Here is a 16,947-nt window from a genome sequence, read left to right as displayed (position 1 = left end):
GTATTGCACTACTGCCCTTTAAATATCTTTTCTCTATTTAGTCACCATAACCCTCCCCTCTTCTATTACAAATTGCAAATCAGAAACCTCTTCTAAAGCATTTAGAACATCTTTAAGTTGTTTTGTTCTTTTTATACTACCTGTGAATTTATCTTTAATACTATTTGAGATTTGGACATCATTGATATTATACCATTTTGACAATTCACTCATGATAAATTCAATTGATTCATCTTGGAACCTAAATACTCCTTCACGCCAAGCTAATATTTGTGCTAAATTCACATTATTGTTTATGTGGATTGTAGATTGATTATTTACAATAGCCTGCTGACCTGGTTTTATAACCGTTTTATCACTTATTGTATTTACGGCAATTGATCCACTAATTAAGGTTGCTTTAACGTGATTATCTTGGTCATATCCAGATAAATTAAAATTTGTTCCTAAAACATTTATTTTAGCATCTTTTACTTCCACGACAAAAGGTATTTGCTTATTATGCGCTACTTCAAAATATCCCTCCCCTTTAAGCATTACATTACGATTATTAATACCATAACTTGAAGATATTTTTATACTAGAGCCGGAATTAAGTTGTACAATAGAGTTGTCGGGTAATGTTAATTTTAAAGTGGAACCTTTCTTAGCAGCAAACATGTGGAAAGTATGCATATCAAAGTCTACTAATCCTGCTTCTTTATTTATAATAAGATCGTTTTCACCCGCACGAACTATAGATATTCCTTTGTAATAAATACTATCATTTGGCAAAAAATCCAAATCTAAAGTTTTACCATCTGCAAATTCAATATTACTATTATCATTTGTTATGGTCGGGGAATTATTATTAGATATAAGTTTATAAACTTCTTCTGTTTCATGATTATCTTTATACTTATCATGATATGTATAAAGAAAATAAGAGAAAACAAAGAGTACTGCAATGCTGGCTGCAGCTTTATAATATAAAGTTCTAGTTTTTCTATTAAATAAATCTTTTTTCTGCTTTTCTAAATCGTCAATTTGATTAGCAATACGATTAAAAACATTATCATGAGCAAAATCTCTATCGGAATCATTCTCGATATTTTCTGCTGATAATGAAAGAAGATATTCTTCATCAACATCTTCAATTAATTGAATGAATTCCTCAAATTCTTCTGGATTTAAAGAATTAGTACAATATTTCTGATATAATAAATTAAGTCTTTGGTAGTCCAAAATACAGTCTTTTTATGCAGTACACATATTGAGAACAGTACGACTAGTCTGATAGAAAATAAATTATTAAAAAAGGTATTTCATACTTAGTTGAGGTCAAACATTTCCTTAAGTATATCAACGCTTGAGAAATATGATTTTTAACCGTATTTGGGGAGATTCCCATTTTTTCTGCGATTTGCTGATGTGTATATCCATCGAATCTACTTAATTCAAATGCTATTCGTTGTTGTTTAGGTAATAATGCAACTTTGGAGATAATTGATTTTTCAAATTCTGAATATTCAATTTTTTCTTGTACATCATTTATATGGTGTACCGTAACCTGTTCTAGATAAATTGATTTATATTTTACCTCACGTAATTTATTAAGTGATAATCTTTTGGATATTACATAAATAAAGGAAGTAACTTCCTTTTGCGCATCTATATTTTGTCTATTAATCCATAAATTCACGAAGCATTCTTGTACAACATCTTCGGCAAGAGAGGTTTCTCTCAAAATTTTATACGAAACTTGATATACAAATTGAGCATAGTTGTTGTATAAAACTTGAAAAGCTTTTCTATCACCTTGTATTACAGCACAAATAATTTCTTTAGGTAGAGAATGCATAATTAAAGCTAATATATAGTCAAAAACCAATATTGCTCAAAGATATAAAACTTAAAATACTTTGTATGTTAAATTTAGGTTACTAAATATTAGATTATAGTAATATTAAATTGTATTTGGTTCATTAAATAGTTACCAAAATATATACAAAGATTAAATAACGTGAGTTCGGTTTAAGCAGCAAGGAATAATTGATTTTGTTGCTGTTCAAACTGAATGTTTAAAGAAGGCTTTTTAGAAAAAAAAGCATAAGCTGCCAAAGCTCCTAAAATATTTAACAAGAAGTTGTTTACCGACCTGGGAAGTCTACCGTAAAGCTACAATTAGAAATCTTTATGGGTTCTATAAATGTATCCGTCCTACGAACTACATGTTTGATTGCCCAAAGATTTGTTTATAGTTCTGGGGATATAGCTCCTTGATACTCTTATGGTTTATTGACATGATATTTTGTAACGTATATTTCAGCCATTGAAAAGGATTAACTTCATGTGTTTCTTACATATGACGAAGAACCAGCATCTCCGAAATAGACACGTGGCAGTATTTTGCTTATGTTGGCACAAATAGGAATGGAATTTAATCCTTAAAACACTTTAAATTTTTACTAGCAAATCTCTCATACGTTTAAAGAGTTTTGTACGGATAAAGGAAAGCATACCAACAACACCCTGTCCTTAACCTTTACGTGTTTTTTGTATCCTTTCTTTGATTGGAATTGATTAAAAAAAGAACAAAAGATAGCAAAGATAAGGCGGACAGCCAACGCCCCACCCCAACCATAAGACTATGGGTAGTTACAATGCTTTACTATCACTTTACAACATCACATTGGAAGAAGTTAAGGCAGAACAGAACGGTCAGACGGTGAACGGAGTGGTGTATGTAGCATTGGACTAGAAAGGAAACAAGGCAAGTAATCCATTTAAAGCATCTCTATTCGGAAAAGATGTAGGTGTTGCGCAGCTTCATAAACATTTTGAACAGTCAAAAGAGAAAATGAAAACTAACCCTGCGAGGTCTAAAGAATACTATTGAATTGGCTATACACACCGCAAAAAACCAAACGGAATTTAAAAAGCAACTTGCAGAGCAAGGTATCAATACGGTTGTCCGCAGAAACGAATGCAGACGTGTTTACGACATGACATTTATTAACCACGAAAGCCGAAGCGTTTGGAACGCTTCGCAATTAGACAGAAACCTGTCGGCAAATGTGTTTAACGATTGGTAAAACAATGGAAATAAACCCGAATTGAAAATACTGGACAATCCTATTACCAAAAAAATGAATTGGATAATCTACCAACAAAAGACCTCTTTGAGTTTATCTCTCAGGAGGATTCAGCTAATTCAGATTTGGGATTGTTCAGTCTATTACCTAATACGGAGGGAGAAGAGTACGAGGAGGAACAGTTTGCTAAACGTATGAAGAAAAAGAAAGGTAGGAGATTGTAATGTCATATGAACTAGATTGTCAATTTAAATCAACTGATTTTCGGTGGCTATTTTAACCAATTCCATCATATTTTTAGCTTTGAACTTTTGCAATAAATTTCTACGATGGGTTTCTACCGTTATCAAAGAAATAAATAATTGTTCGGCTATTTCAGCAGATGTATTACCTTTGGCAATTGCCTGAAGAATTTGTTTTTCTCTTTTGGTTAATCTGGGAAGCTCAAAATCTGTAACGGAAGTCCGTAGCATAATTTCCTGCACTTCTTTACTTAAAGCCAAATCACCAATCAATGCCTTTTCTATGCCTTCTATTATTTCTAGGGAATCGGCATTTTTTAAGATATAGCCATTTCCTCCATTTTCTAAAAAACGAAAAATAATACTTCGTTCAGCTTGATTGCTTAATGCAATGACGATAGATTGGGGGGCTTTTTGTTTGATTATTTTGCAAAAATCCAATCCGTTTCCATCGCTCAAAACAATATCCAGCAAAACGACATCTATTTTGTTTTCCTGAATAAAATCTATGACAGCAGTTCCTTTGGTAAAAGAAAAAACGAGAAATTTAGTATCTTTTTCTAATAGTGATTTCAATCCTTCTAAAATCATTGGATGGTCATCAACTATGGCAAGCTTTATCTTATTTTTATCATACATAACATTCTACATTTATGGTAGTTCCTTCTCCTTTATTCGAAGCAATTTCAACCGTTCCGTTAATCAATTGAACTCTATTTTGTATATTTTTTAAACCTAATCCATATACGATTTCAGATTTATCAAAGCCTATTCCGTCATCTTCAATGGTTAAATTAAGGACATTGTTATTTTGGCTGATTTGTACAATGACATTAGTTGCCTGAGCGTATTTTGTAATGTTGCTAATGCTTTCCTGTGCGATACGATACAACGCCATTTGTGTTTTAAACGGAGTGTTTTCTGACAAATTAAAGGCTTCGAACTGAATGGCAAAGTGTTTTTGTGTCATCGCTTCGCACAATTCTTTAAGAGCGATTTCCAAACCAAGGTTTTTCAGTGTTTCGGGCATCAGATTCCTGGAAATACGACGCATTTCAACAATAGATTTATCTAATTTTTCAATTACGTTTTCTTTATTAAACGAATCATTTGATGAAATAGACATTCGTATATTTGCTAACATACCGCCCATGCTATCGTGTAAATCCTGTGCAATTCGTTGTCGTTCCTGCTCCTCACCTTGTAATATTGCTTGTGTTGCTTCGTATCTACGTTGATTTTCTATATGAAGTAAATCCTGCTCATGACTCAGACTGATTTGTTTGTTTAACTTTTGTTGTTTCTTGTAATTGATAAAAATTAAAAAAGCAATAACCAGACTTAGTATAAGAGCAATAACCAAAATAGTAATTCGTAGATTCTTGTTTTTACTCAATAATTCATTTGCTTTTTTCTCTTTTTCTAAATCGTTTATTTTTTGTTGTTTATCAGCTGTTTGATGCAAAATTTCCAGTTCGTTCATGTTTTCTAACAACTTGTTTTGTTGCAAGCTATCACCTAATAAACTTGCTTTTTTCATCCATTGATAGGCTTCTTTATATTCGCCCAAAACATCGTTAACCGCTGCCAATTGAGTATAAGTTATTCTGCGATTTACAGCTTCTTTAGCCAATACTTTTTCAGCTAAAATATGCTCTAACTGTGCTTTTGCTTTACGATAATCTTTTTGCATCAAATACACATTGTACATTCTAAAATACAACAGGTGCAATAATTTGATTTGATAACTCTCTTTGGCTAATTTGGCTCCATTACTTAGGCTGGCTAATGCGTTATCAAAATCCTGAATAGTAGTATAATACATCGCTTCCTGATAATAATAGTTAGGATAATATTGTGATTCAGGAAAAGGATTAAGAAGTTCTTTCGCTTGATCTAAATATATCTTAGCTGTTTTACTATCGGGTTTGTAGCAATAATTGCTCACCAAATTAAAGTAAGTAATCAGGTGTACACTATTTTTGTTTTTTATTTTATTAAGTTGTTCTAAGGCTTTTTTATGATACTCTTCAGCCGTGTCAAATTGCCCAACCGACATAAAGGTAAGTCCTAATTGCGTATAATTGAACGCTAATAATTCGGTATTATTGCTTTTTTCGCTCAGCGGAATACAATATTCTGTAAGCGTTTTAACCATATAATCATACCCTTTGTCTTCTACTTGTATATAAGCATAATTATACCATGATTTAATTAAAAAAGCGATGTTGTCAGAATCGTTTTCAAGAGCTTTTATAGCTTGCTCGTAATATGTTTTTGCTTGTGATTTACTACCTTGGTTAGCATAGAAAACACCTTGATAGTATTCTAAAATTCCTTTAGCTAATGTGTTTTTTGGAGAAGATGATAGTACTTTATCAAGTGCTTGTTTACTTTTTAAACTATCTGTTTGTGCCCAATATTCAGATAGTAAAAGCGTATTATAAAAGCGAACACTATCGCTTTTCGTATTTTCAATGGTGCGATTGATTTGTTTTACATAAGCTACTTCGTCTAAAGGAACAAGTTGTTGGGCTTGTAACATATTGCCTAAAAACAGCGTAACTATTATAATCAGAAAATTTGTATACATCGCTAAATAATTAAACCGCAAATATCCAAATAAAAGAGCTGTCATTTTCTGTTTCCATAAAAAATCATGGTAAACCATTAGAAACAATATCAAGGTTTCCGATGATTGTTCGCACTTCGTTTTTTATAGAAATTTGCGTTTCATCATAAAATTGAAATAGTCATGAAAAAAGTAAACGCAAAAATTGCACTTTTAGCACTTGCATCGGTATTAACATTGGGAACATTAACCACAAGCTGTAGTAAAGATGATGACAATGGGAGTGAACAACCAGCACAAGGTACTATTGATGCTGCTATTGGAACGTACAAAGGAAAATTATATACATCGCCTTCTAATCCTGATGATGTGTATGAATGGTACGATGCTATTGTTATCGTTACAAAAGAAGGAAGTAATAAATTAAAAGTTGCCGCAAAATCAGGCGAAGAATATTCGTATGTAACTCCTAAAACTTTCACTGTAGAAACAGGTGCCTTTTTTGGCGAAAACACACAAGATATCGCCACTTTATCAGGTAGTTTAGAAGGTTTTTTTCATTATTATGGCTCCAATAAAAATATTTCTGTTACAACAAATAAACAATCAGCAACTGAAGTTCAGTTTAATTTTGATGGCGTAAAACAATAAAATCAGGTTCTGATTTAAATTAATACCTTTAGCCTATCAAAACAAAATAATAGTAAAATGAGAAAATTTCACCCATTTTTTCCCATCGGAACAGTAGGAATGATTGTAATAGCCTGCCTTCATCTATTTTTAGCATTAGGTCTGTCATTGATCTCGATTCACGCTGTTTTTTTTACTCTTTATCCAATATTCTTGACTTTTTTGATATTAGGAGTTATCCTCACCGTTAAAAAACAAACGATTTTTGTATAATAAAACTGAGTATATAAAAATGAAAAAAATAGTCCTTATTCTTGGATTATCAGCATTGATTATCTCTTGTAATCAAGCAAACAAACACCAAGAAAATAACGAATCTAATGCCGAAGAAACTTCTGTCGAAGCTAACGAAGGCAATACAGAAGAAGCTAATTCTTCGGCTGAATTCAATATAGAAGATATCGCTTTCTCTACTGCCGATATTGGCGATTTTCCTTTTATTAATTTACCTAAAGGATTAGAAGCTCGAAAAGGTGCCATACAAAAAAACTTTGATGTTTGTTTCTTTCCTATAAATGGTGTAATGACACCTTTTGAAGGTAAATTGTATAAAGCAAATGTTACCGCAGTTCGAGGCGAAGAATATTCGCAACGCTACTTTGAGAAAAGCATGGAGGATTATTTGCTTTCCGTCGGAGCGGTTAAGGTTTTTGATGGAGAAATCACCAAAGAAGAATACGAACGTTATAACAAACAAGACCCTAATAAAGGTGGTTCGGGAGATATGGGGTATTGGAATCAAAATATGAAGTTTTATGTTATTCGTTCCGAAGAAAAAGGAAACATTTATATTCAATTCACTTCCAATAATGCGGGAGGAACATTAAATGTATTACAAGAAGAAGCTTTTCAACAAACCATTACCAAAGTAACGGCTGACGATATTGCGAAAGACTTGACCGAAAAAGGTAAGTCGATTTTATATATCAATTTTGATGTAGATAAAGCAAATATCACTACCGAAGGAAAAGAAGTGGTAACGCAAATTGCAGAAGCATTGCAAAACGATAAAATTCTGAAAATTGCTATTGAAGGGCATACCGACAATACAGGCGATGCGTCATACAATAAAAAATTATCGAATGAACGTGCAAATGCTGTAATGAATGATCTTATCGCCAACGGAATTGACAAATCTCGAGTAACCGCAAAAGGTTTCGGTGCTGAAAAACCTTTGGTAGCAAACGATTCCGAAGAAAATAAAGCTAGAAACAGACGTGTGGAACTGGTTCGAACAAACTAAAAATACAAAAGCTTATAAATCAATTTATTATGAAAAAAACAATCTCCTGTTACCTAATTACTTTTTTTACCATTTTCGCTTCGTGCAGTACATCAGATGATATAAATTTAAATGACGAGGAAAATGGACACCCAACAAGCACTTCTTATTGGCCTTACGCTATAGGAAATAAATGGAATTTTAAAAATATAAATGATCCAAAAGATTCATTTGTTCATCACTTATATAAAACCATAAACTACGAAGGAAAGACCTATTTTCAAGTAGAATTTTTAAATGCACCAGAAAACACTGAGACTACAGATGGCGTAAGAGAAGACAATGGTGTATTCTACGAACTTCACGGAGCTAGTTCTCAAATGGGAGTAAATATCTCGGCTGGAACGATAATGAGTATCAACACAAATTTAAGTGTTGGTGAAGAATGGACTGATCACGTAACTCTAACCATATCAGGTAATGCTAGTGGAACTATTAAACATACAAACAAAGGTAAAATAATAGAAAAAGTTGCAAGTCTAACTTTAAATGGAAAAAGCTATCAAAATATTTTGAAAATAGAACTTATAAAAAACATTAAAAATAGTATTAATGGAAGTAGTTTTACCATAAAATATGAAGATTGGCTTGCCAAAGGTATAGGTCCTGTTTATAGAAAAACGATCTATAATTATGGTGAAAATAAAGAGATTGAAGAATACCAATTAACCAATTATTCACTTAATTAATCTATAAACACAGGCTGTTTCTCAAAAAAAAGAAACAGCCTGTATTAAATACTGTATCTATGAAAAAAAATATTACAACTAGCTTATTATCTGTATTCTTTCTGTTTAGTTGTAACTTGTCTGATGAAAGCAAACCAACAGAAGACAATAATACCGTCATCAACAAACCTTTTACTGAAGGTATTGTTGAAATGGGAATTTTCAGCAATGATGTTGATTTAGGAAAAATCATTGATAAAATAGATTTTTCAAGAGACGATATTAAGCAACAATACGAGGCTTTAGTCGCAAATGATACCGATGCCAAAACCATTTTTGAGGTAATTAAAAATACAAGTAATCAAAATCCGTTAGTCGCTTGGGCGATGTCAATGAATATTTCAGAATGTACTTATTTTATAAAAGACAAGATAGTTTTGGGAAACGTTCGTGGTTTTGGTTGGAATATGCATAATTATCATAATACAGCTGAAGACAAAGGCAGTATCTATTTAGAAACAGTTACCCAATTGGATAAAATTGCCGAACAAGACAGAAAAATATATTCCGAGTTCAAGCCTTCAGAGAATGCAGGGGCAAATGCCACAAATACGATTGATTTTAGCGAGTTTAATCGTCAGGTTCAATCTAAAAAACAAAATATTTTAGGTTATGTATGTGATGTGATTCTTTATACGCCAAAAACAGTAGATGAAAATGTGCCTATGCAATTACAAAAAATCACAGTGTACACTTCGCCGTTATTTAGCAATACCATCAATTTTACACATCCGTTCTACTTAGAAGAAAATGCCGGAATTTTGCGTTTGGATATTTATTACCTAAATAATGAAGAACCAACGTTAATAATGAAACCAAAAGCAATCAGAGAACAAGTTATAAATCATCAAGAACTAACAAGTAAAACAGCTACGCCCATCTATTCTGCCGATGATATGAATTGGGGTTTTAAAGCCTTAGCCATTATGATGAGCGGTTGGGGAGCTATTGAAAACTAAAATTGATATGACCTGACAGATAGTGTTACACTTCATTTTGATAATTTTGAGTCATGCAAATGCTCAGGAAATTCCTTATAAATTGTCAAAAGACATCATTGCTGAAATAGATAAAAAACAAAATGCTTTTGCCTTTCAGTTAGCAGCCACCGATTTGCTTTTAAAAGAGATTATATCATTTTAATCTGTAGGAAGAATTAGAGCGAAAGGAGTTCCGTATTCCAAAAGATAAAATACCATCTTATCCAGCATTAATGCTAGTTTACAGTAAAGGCTAATATACTAAGAATAGCATTCCAACAGCAGTTATTGAACTTAACTTGGAAGATGATGATAGCAAAAAAAATTATTTAAAAGATAGTGATTATGAAATTGTTGTTTTGAACTCCTCTTATGAAATCATTTATTTTTTATAATGCTATTCACTAGTGTCCGGTAAAGATTAAAAAAGGCTGGTGCAAGCACCAACCCTTTAGCTAACTTTGAGGTTGCAAAACAAACAAAGTAACTATGGGTAAAAACATTCAGTTTGAACAGCAACAAAATCAATTATTCCTTGCTGCTTAAACCGAACTCACGTTAAATAACGATTTTTAAAGAGTAAATTTAAGAGACAAGTCTTAAACTACATAATATTACAATATTGTTCGCGAGGAGTACTAGCCTATTTGATTTCAGATATAGTATAGACAAAATCTATGCAATAATTCATAGCCTTTATTACATAAAGCCATATTTTAGTAGAATATATCTTTAACAAATAATGGATGCAGTCTTCAATAGAGTTTATTTATAATATAATTTGGTCTGATGCGCTAATTTACCTTTGTCTATTGACAGGTATATACTTTACTATCAGATTTAGATTCCCTCAATTCACTCGAATAAAAGAGATGATTAAGCTATTATTTGCTGGTAAGAAATCCGAAAGTGGAATTTCATCTTTTCAGGCTTTTTCATTAGCTGTCTCGGGAAGAGTAGGTACCGGAAACATAGCTGGTGTTGCAACAGCAATAGCGATGGGTGGTCCTGGGGCAGTGTTTTGGATGTGGGTAATAGCGTTATTAGGTTCAGCCTCCGCAATTGTTGAAGCAACACTAGGTCAAATGTATAAGGAGGAAAAGGATGGGCAATATCGGGGTGGACCAGCATTTTATATTCAAAAAGGACTCAATAATAAAGTCTTCGCATGGATTTTCGCAATAGTCACAATTACATCTACAGGTTTCTTATTACCAAGTGTTCAATCAAACAGTATCGCAACTTCGGTTGAAGAGGCTTTCAACATTCCGCCTTATACTGTGGGAATAGGATTAGTTATCTTCTTAGCTTTAATAATCTTAGGCGGAGTAAAAAGAATCGGTAAAGTTGCTGAATACATCGTGCCAATTATGGCTGGCTTATACATTTTAATGGCATTAATCATAATTGGAATAAATATACAGCAAGTACCTGCAGTAATATCACTTATTGTCAAATCCGCTCTTAATCTAGAGTCATCCTTTGGCGCAGTAGCAGGTACAGCAATCGCTTGGGGAGTAAAACGCGGCATATATAGCAATGAAGCTGGACAAGGTACTGCGCCACACGCTGCAGCGGCCGCAGAAGTGTCTCACCCTATCAAACAAGGATTAGTACAAGGTTTTTCTGTATACGTGGATACACTTTTCGTATGTACAGCCACAGCTTTAATGATATTATTCACAAGCCAATATAATGTTGTACATCCTGAGGGCGGATTTATCGTTAATAATCTTAAAGATGTGGAAATGGGACCAGCATATACCCAATTTGCCATCGCTTCTCATTTTCCGACAATTGGTAGTGCGTTTGTAGCTATATCATTGACATTATTTGCTTTCACTACGATTATGGCCTATTATTATATTGCGGAGACAAATGTGAGTTTTATCCAAAACAAAAAAACCGCGAAAGTATTGTTATATGGGCTTCGCATATTGATACTAGGTTCTGTTTTTGTAGGTTGTGTCACTACAGCTAAAAGTGCATGGGAGCTCGGTGATATTGGAGTAGGTCTTATGGCATGGCTAAATTTAATAGCTATTATATTATTGCACAAAAAGGTATTGTTGCTCTACAAGGACTATACAAATCAAACTAAAAACAAAAAAGATCCAACATACGATAATTCAATTTATAACATCCCAAATATGGATTTTTGGGATAAAAAAACAAATAATCATGTCTAATTTAATTAATTTAAATGTTTTCAAAAATTTCTTTAAATCGAGTAACGCCGGAGGAATTTTATTATTTATTTGTGTAATCATCTCAATGATTATTGCGAATACCCCTGCCGCTCTTGCATTACAAAATCTTTTAGACTTCAAAATTGGATTTGAAAATGAAAGCATTCACCTCAACTACTCCATTCTGCTATGGATTAATGATGGTCTAATGGCTATTTTCTTTCTTTTAGTAGGATTAGAAATCAAAAGAGAAATTGTCGAAGGTGAATTATCTTCACCAAAGAAAGCTTCGTTACCAATTTTATGTGCTGTAGGTGGTGCGGTAGTACCCGCAATTATTTATTTAAGCTTAAATGCTGGTCAAGAAACAAGTTCTGGTTGGGGTATTCCTATGGCAACAGACATTGCTTTTGCTTTAGCTGTAATCAATCTATTAGGTAACAGAATCCCTGCTAGCTTAAAAATATTTTTAGCAGCATTAGCTATTGTTGATGATTTAATCGCCATATTAGTTATTGCGCTATTTTATTCCTCAGGAATCGATGTTACCTATTTAGGGTATGCAGTAGCAGCATTGACTATTCTGATTATCATGAACAGAATGAATGTTCAAAACCCTTACTTGTATTTAATTCCAGGAGTATTTATATGGTATTTCGTCCATCATTCAGGGATTCATGCGACTATCGCAGGTGTTTTAGTAGCGATGACTATTCCTACTAACGATACAGATATCGAGTCTCCTTTAGAAAGATTAGAACATGCATTAGTAAAGCCAGTTAACTTCTTTATCATTCCATTATTTGCATTTGCAAATACCAATATCACATTGGAAAGTGAAATGATCGCAGGTCTTACCTCTAGTCTTGGATTGGGAATTACTTTAGGTCTACTTCTAGGAAAACCAATAGGTATTCTTTTAACTTCCTTTATATGTAAAAGCTTAAAAATAAGTTCTCTTCCTGAAGGCGCAAATTGGTTACATATATTAGGCGTAGCGCTACTCGCTGGAATTGGCTTCACGATGTCTATATTTATTGCTATTTTATCGTTTGCTAATCCGCTATATGTGTCAGAAGCGAAATTAAGTATTCTACTTACCTCATTAGCCGCTGGTATATTAGGATATATTGTTTTAAGAATAAAAAAATAATTAAAAATAGGGGCTAAATAATATTATTAAGCCCCTATTCTTATTCACTCTTTAGGAAATTAATAGATTCAGTATTTAGCTTTTGTTTCAACCAACTTTCTAAAGCTTCTTTACGTTTTGCTTCTAACGTTGCAGAATGAATCAAATAATAATCAAACCTAGCACTATCTTTATCGACATAAACACTTTGTTTACCCAGCGAATAAGGTTTTAATTCAGGGAACAACAAATCTATCTCTTTCAGCAATCCCTCATTATCAACTTTATACGTAGATAATTCTTTTCTTAGATTTTGAATAGTTACATCCCTCTCGTCAATATGTGCGCTATTTTTACTAAGTTCTGCCAAAATATCAGCCTTCAAATCTGTACTATCTTGTCTTATAATCAAATCTGTATTATTCAATTTGTACACATCCATTTTGTCGTTGAGGTCTTTCAACTCTTCATTAGAAAATCTTTTGTCCAAAAATGCCAATTCAATTTTTCGAGGTCTACTATTGAACTGTGTTTTTTCATATATCAATGTATAACCTTTTCTTGTCAATTCATTTTCAATAAATGAATTAACATTTTGCGTAAATTTTCTCTCCTGCAACAATGCATATGCTAAATAAGAACTTGGCACCAACATCACCAAAATAAGAAAAGTAATAGTTTTTGTTATTCTAGACTCACGTAGGGGGTCCACAAATTTAATCTTAGGATAACGTAGAAATTTAACTATCAAAAATGTAGATATACAAATGAAAAAACAGTTAATCGTATAAAGATATAATGCGCCAAAAAAATACGAGATATTACCTATTGCTAATCCATATCCAGCTGTACATAAAGGGGGCATCAAAGCAGTTGCGATAGCTACACCAGGAATTGGATTCCCTTTTTCAACACGTGTAATAGCAATCACTCCCACTAAACCTCCAAAGAATGCAATTAGGACATCATAAATATTAGGAGAAGTACGCGCTAATAATTCGGATTGCGCTTCTTTAAAAGGACTTAACAAAAAATACAGAAAAGAAACCAATAAACTGACCAAAGTTGCTATCAATAAATTTTTAGCAGACTTCTTCAACAATTCAAAATCATATATCCCCAATGCAAACCCCGCCCCTACAATAGGTCCCATCAATGGACTTATCAACATGGCACCAATAATTACAGCTGTAGAATTCACATTCAAACCTACAGAAGCCACCACGATAGCACACGCTAGAATCCATAAATTGGCTCCTCGAAAGGATATATTGGATACAACGTTTTCTAAAACTTTGTCCTTTGTTTCCTCACCATCATGTAGATTAAAAAACTTATAGATACTTCGAAGCATATTTTTTAGGTAATAGTTATATAATATTAGAATTACAAAATACTAAATAACTAATTTTTAATGTATTTTAAAATTTAATAATGAATACAATAAAGATTAGAAAACATATCATATAAAGGGCTTAGCATCTGCTAAGCCCTTTATATGATATGTGGTTCTTTTATAAATTCTCAATACTAAATCCCTTCGCCTTTATAATTTCAACGACTATATCTTCTTCTATGCTATCTAATTCTACAGTTAAGATTTTATCTGTATTATCGGTGTCGACATGCCAATTTTTGATTCCAACCTCGCCGTCTAATGCCGGTTTGACTTTGGCTATACAGCCGCCGCAATTGATATTCGTTTTGAATTTGAATTCTTTATTTTTCATTATTATACTTTTAAAAATTTATATAATATTAATTACTTATTTCTTCCACTTTAATCGAAGACTGTTTGTGACTACCGATACACTACTCAACGCCATCGCTGCTCCAGCAATCATGGGATTCAATAAAAATCCGTTGATAGGATACAATATACCCGCTGCAATTGGGATGCCAATTACATTGTATACAAATGCCCAAAATAGATTTTGCTTAATGGTCGCAACAGTCTGTTTTGACAATCGAATCGCTTGAGGAATTTTGGTCAAATCCGAAGAAATAATTGTCATTTTTGCCACATCCATCGCAATATCCGAACCTTTGCCCATCGCAATGCTCACATCGGCGGTTGCTAATGCTGTACTGTCATTGATACCATCTCCAACCATCGCTACTACTTTTCCATGCTGTTGAAGTTCTTTGACAAAATCTGACTTTACTTGTGGTAATACTTCCGCTTTATAATGTTTAATTCCTATTTGGTCTGCTATTGCCTTTGCGGTAGCCTCGTTGTCGCCCGTCAGCATATATAATTCTACACCCAAAGCTTGTAGCTCTCGAATAGCTTGAACGGAAGTAGGTTTGATTTGGTCTGAAATGGACAAAACAGCTAATGCTTCTCGCTCATTTGCAAACCAAATAACAGTGTTACTTTGAGTAAGCCAATGCATTGCAGCATTCATTAAATCATCTGAAATAAAAATATTATTTTCTACCAGAAGTTTATTATTCCCCACAAAATACGTTTGTCCTTGATGGTTAGCTTTCGCACCTTTGCCCGTGATACTTTCAAAAGAACCCATCGCAACAACTTCCACAGCATCTAAATATTTTACTATCGCATCAGCCAATGGATGTTCTGAATGCTTCTCGATACTTTTTAAAATTTCTTTAGACGTTTCATCTTCCTTTAACCAATAACTATCAACCACCTCTGGTCGTCCAATCGTGATTGTACCTGTTTTATCTAAAATAATCGCATCAATTTTTTGTGCTAATTCCAAACTTTCTGCATCTTTTATCAAGATCCCTTGTTCAGCACCTTTGCCTACACCAACCATAATTGCTGTAGGTGTCGCCAAGCCCAAAGCACATGGACACGCTATAACCAAAACCGTAACAGCAGCCATCAATGCTTGCACCCACGCATTTTCTCCACCAAATAACAACCAAATAACAAAAGTCAAAACCGCTATACCTATCACAATCGGAACAAAAATACTTGCAATTTTATCCACCAACTTCTGAACGGGGGCTTTGCTTCCTTGTGCATCTTGCACCATTTTGATGATTTGCGCAAGAAACGTATCCTTTCCAACTTTGGTTGCTTCAAATTGAAAACTTCCTTTTTGGTTGATAGTTCCCGCATAAACCTTTTCTCCTTTTGACTTAGCAATAGGAATTGGCTCACCGGTCAACATACTTTCATCAACATAAGAATTACCTTCCACTACAATGCCATCCACAGCTATTTTCTCTCCAGGCTTTACTAATAATCGGTTACCCAAATTGATTTGTCCAATGGATATAATTTGTTCATTTCCTCTTTCATCGATTACTGTGACGTGCTTGGGCTGTAAACCCATCAATTTCTTTATCGCAGATGAGGTATTCCCTTTGGCTTTTTCTTCCAACAATTTGCCTAATAATATAAAAGCAATGATGACAGCGGCTGCCTCAAAATAAACATGTGCATGAACGCCCTTTTGTAACCAGAATTCTTGAAACAACATATTGAAAACACTAAAAATGAATGCAATGCCCGTGCTCAGTGCCACAAGAGTATCCATGTTGGCGTTTCGGTGTTTTGCTTGTTTCCACGCGCCAATAAAAAAATCTTGACCTAACCAAAGAATAATCGGTGTCGTAAATGCAAACATAATTTCATTTACATACGGCATATTCATGAAAAACATACCAATCACCACAACTGGAAGTGCCAATAAAATAGCCCAAATTGTTTTGGATTTAAGCTTCGCATAATAAGCCTCATGAATAGCTTCTAAAGTTTCTTGTTGCTTGCTTTCATCCTCCAACAATAAATCATATCCTCCCGACTGGAGCGCTTGTTGTAATTTTTCGGCAGAAGTTTTACTAGTCTCGTAAGTGACTTGTAGATTACCTGTTCCGTAGTTAACCTCAGCTTCTAATACTCCTTCTTGTTGTTGCACGATATTTTGTGCGCTACTTGCGCATGACGCACACGACATGCCTAAGACGGGAATAGTTTGCTTTTGTATATCTAGAGTTTTATTTGCCATAATAAGTGAGTTCGTAAACTATGATACAAAGTTGGCAAATTAAAAGATAGTAATGGTTGTAGTTTTTTGGAT

The 16,947-nt window shown here is 33.4% G+C and carries 16 protein-coding genes and 2 pseudogenes; 9 read left to right on the top strand and 9 right to left on the bottom strand.

Features of this window, described 5'->3' with window-relative positions; translation table 11 throughout:
- Positions 1-33 precede the first annotated feature (33 nt).
- The 4 genes and pseudogenes from GOQ17_RS03780 to GOQ17_RS16550 all read right to left on the bottom strand — a co-directional run.
- Entirely contained in the window at positions 34-1,224 is a 1,191-nt protein-coding gene (locus GOQ17_RS03780) for a FecR family protein (RefSeq protein WP_159634996.1), read from the bottom strand.
- 43 nt (positions 1,225-1,267) lie between these two features.
- The gene (locus GOQ17_RS03775; RefSeq protein ID WP_159634993.1) at positions 1,268-1,840 is read right to left on the bottom strand and encodes an RNA polymerase sigma factor; all 573 of its coding nucleotides are present in this window, start codon (positions 1,838-1,840) and stop codon (positions 1,268-1,270) included.
- A gap of 173 nt (positions 1,841-2,013) precedes the next feature.
- Positions 2,014-2,139, bottom strand: a pseudogene (locus GOQ17_RS16645) (IS982 family transposase); the annotation flags it as partial.
- 67 nt (positions 2,140-2,206) lie between these two features.
- Positions 2,207-2,355 (bottom strand): annotated as a pseudogene (locus GOQ17_RS16550) (transposase domain-containing protein); the annotation flags it as partial.
- Positions 2,356-2,879: 524 nt separating this feature from the next.
- Between GOQ17_RS16550 and GOQ17_RS16335 the strand changes: the two are divergent.
- On the top strand, positions 2,880-3,074 hold the full coding sequence (locus tag GOQ17_RS16335; protein WP_236537039.1) for a hypothetical protein: 195 nt from the start codon (positions 2,880-2,882) through the stop codon (positions 3,072-3,074).
- A 59-nt stretch (positions 3,075-3,133) separates the two neighbouring features.
- Positions 3,134-3,298, top strand: a complete 165-nt coding sequence (locus GOQ17_RS16330; protein ID WP_236537038.1) for a hypothetical protein — start codon at positions 3,134-3,136, stop codon at positions 3,296-3,298.
- A 24-nt stretch (positions 3,299-3,322) separates the two neighbouring features.
- Here GOQ17_RS16330 and GOQ17_RS03760 read toward each other — a convergent pair whose 3' ends face one another.
- Positions 3,323-3,955: a response regulator gene (locus GOQ17_RS03760; RefSeq protein ID WP_159634990.1), complete on the bottom strand. Its 633-nt coding sequence runs from the start codon at positions 3,953-3,955 to the stop codon at positions 3,323-3,325.
- On the bottom strand, positions 3,948-5,954 hold the full coding sequence (locus tag GOQ17_RS03755; RefSeq protein ID WP_201288501.1) for a tetratricopeptide repeat-containing sensor histidine kinase: 2,007 nt from the start codon (positions 5,952-5,954) through the stop codon (positions 3,948-3,950). Before GOQ17_RS03755 ends, GOQ17_RS03760 begins: the two co-directional genes overlap by 8 nt.
- 117 nt (positions 5,955-6,071) lie before the next feature.
- On the opposite strand from GOQ17_RS03755, the gene GOQ17_RS03750 reads away from it, so the two are divergent.
- From GOQ17_RS03750 to nhaA, 7 genes are all read left to right on the top strand, one after another.
- Positions 6,072-6,539 (top strand): hypothetical protein, encoded by a 468-nt coding sequence (locus tag GOQ17_RS03750; protein ID WP_159634987.1) that lies wholly within the window; start codon positions 6,072-6,074, stop codon positions 6,537-6,539.
- Between the two features lie 271 nt (positions 6,540-6,810).
- Positions 6,811-7,821, top strand: a complete 1,011-nt coding sequence (locus tag GOQ17_RS03745; RefSeq protein ID WP_159634984.1) for an OmpA family protein — start codon at positions 6,811-6,813, stop codon at positions 7,819-7,821.
- Positions 7,822-7,850: 29 nt separating this feature from the next.
- Positions 7,851-8,549 (top strand): hypothetical protein, encoded by a 699-nt coding sequence (locus tag GOQ17_RS03740; RefSeq protein ID WP_159634981.1) that lies wholly within the window; start codon positions 7,851-7,853, stop codon positions 8,547-8,549.
- A gap of 59 nt (positions 8,550-8,608) precedes the next feature.
- Positions 8,609-9,547, top strand: coding sequence for a hypothetical protein (locus tag GOQ17_RS03735; RefSeq protein WP_159634978.1), 939 nt, complete (start codon positions 8,609-8,611; stop codon positions 9,545-9,547).
- Between the two features lie 46 nt (positions 9,548-9,593).
- Positions 9,594-9,731, top strand: coding sequence for a hypothetical protein (locus GOQ17_RS03730; protein ID WP_159634975.1), 138 nt, complete (start codon positions 9,594-9,596; stop codon positions 9,729-9,731).
- A 583-nt stretch (positions 9,732-10,314) separates the two neighbouring features.
- A complete protein-coding gene (locus GOQ17_RS03725) occupies positions 10,315-11,757 on the top strand; it encodes an alanine/glycine:cation symporter family protein (RefSeq protein ID WP_159634973.1) in 1,443 nt (480 codons plus the stop codon).
- Complete coding sequence (nhaA, locus tag GOQ17_RS03720) at positions 11,750-12,910, top strand: Na+/H+ antiporter NhaA (RefSeq protein ID WP_159634970.1); 1,161 nt, start codon at positions 11,750-11,752, stop codon at positions 12,908-12,910. The genes GOQ17_RS03725 and nhaA overlap by 8 nt, the downstream gene beginning before the upstream one ends.
- A gap of 40 nt (positions 12,911-12,950) precedes the next feature.
- On the opposite strand, the gene GOQ17_RS03715 is transcribed toward nhaA, so the two are convergent.
- From GOQ17_RS03715 to GOQ17_RS03705, 3 genes are all read right to left on the bottom strand, one after another.
- On the bottom strand, positions 12,951-14,243 hold the full coding sequence (locus GOQ17_RS03715; protein ID WP_159634967.1) for a DUF389 domain-containing protein: 1,293 nt from the start codon (positions 14,241-14,243) through the stop codon (positions 12,951-12,953).
- 160 nt (positions 14,244-14,403) lie between these two features.
- On the bottom strand, positions 14,404-14,619 hold the full coding sequence (locus GOQ17_RS03710; protein ID WP_159634964.1) for a heavy-metal-associated domain-containing protein: 216 nt from the start codon (positions 14,617-14,619) through the stop codon (positions 14,404-14,406).
- A 36-nt stretch (positions 14,620-14,655) separates the two neighbouring features.
- Entirely contained in the window at positions 14,656-16,875 is a 2,220-nt protein-coding gene (locus tag GOQ17_RS03705; protein WP_159634961.1) for a heavy metal translocating P-type ATPase, read from the bottom strand.
- Positions 16,876-16,947 lie beyond the last annotated feature (72 nt).

This window comes from Sphingobacterium composti (assembly GCF_009829075.1).
Classification (GTDB): Bacteria; Bacteroidota; Bacteroidia; order Sphingobacteriales; family Sphingobacteriaceae; genus Sphingobacterium; species Sphingobacterium composti.
Note: the sequence above shows the minus strand (reverse complement) of the source record. Positions and strands in the feature narration are given on the sequence as shown.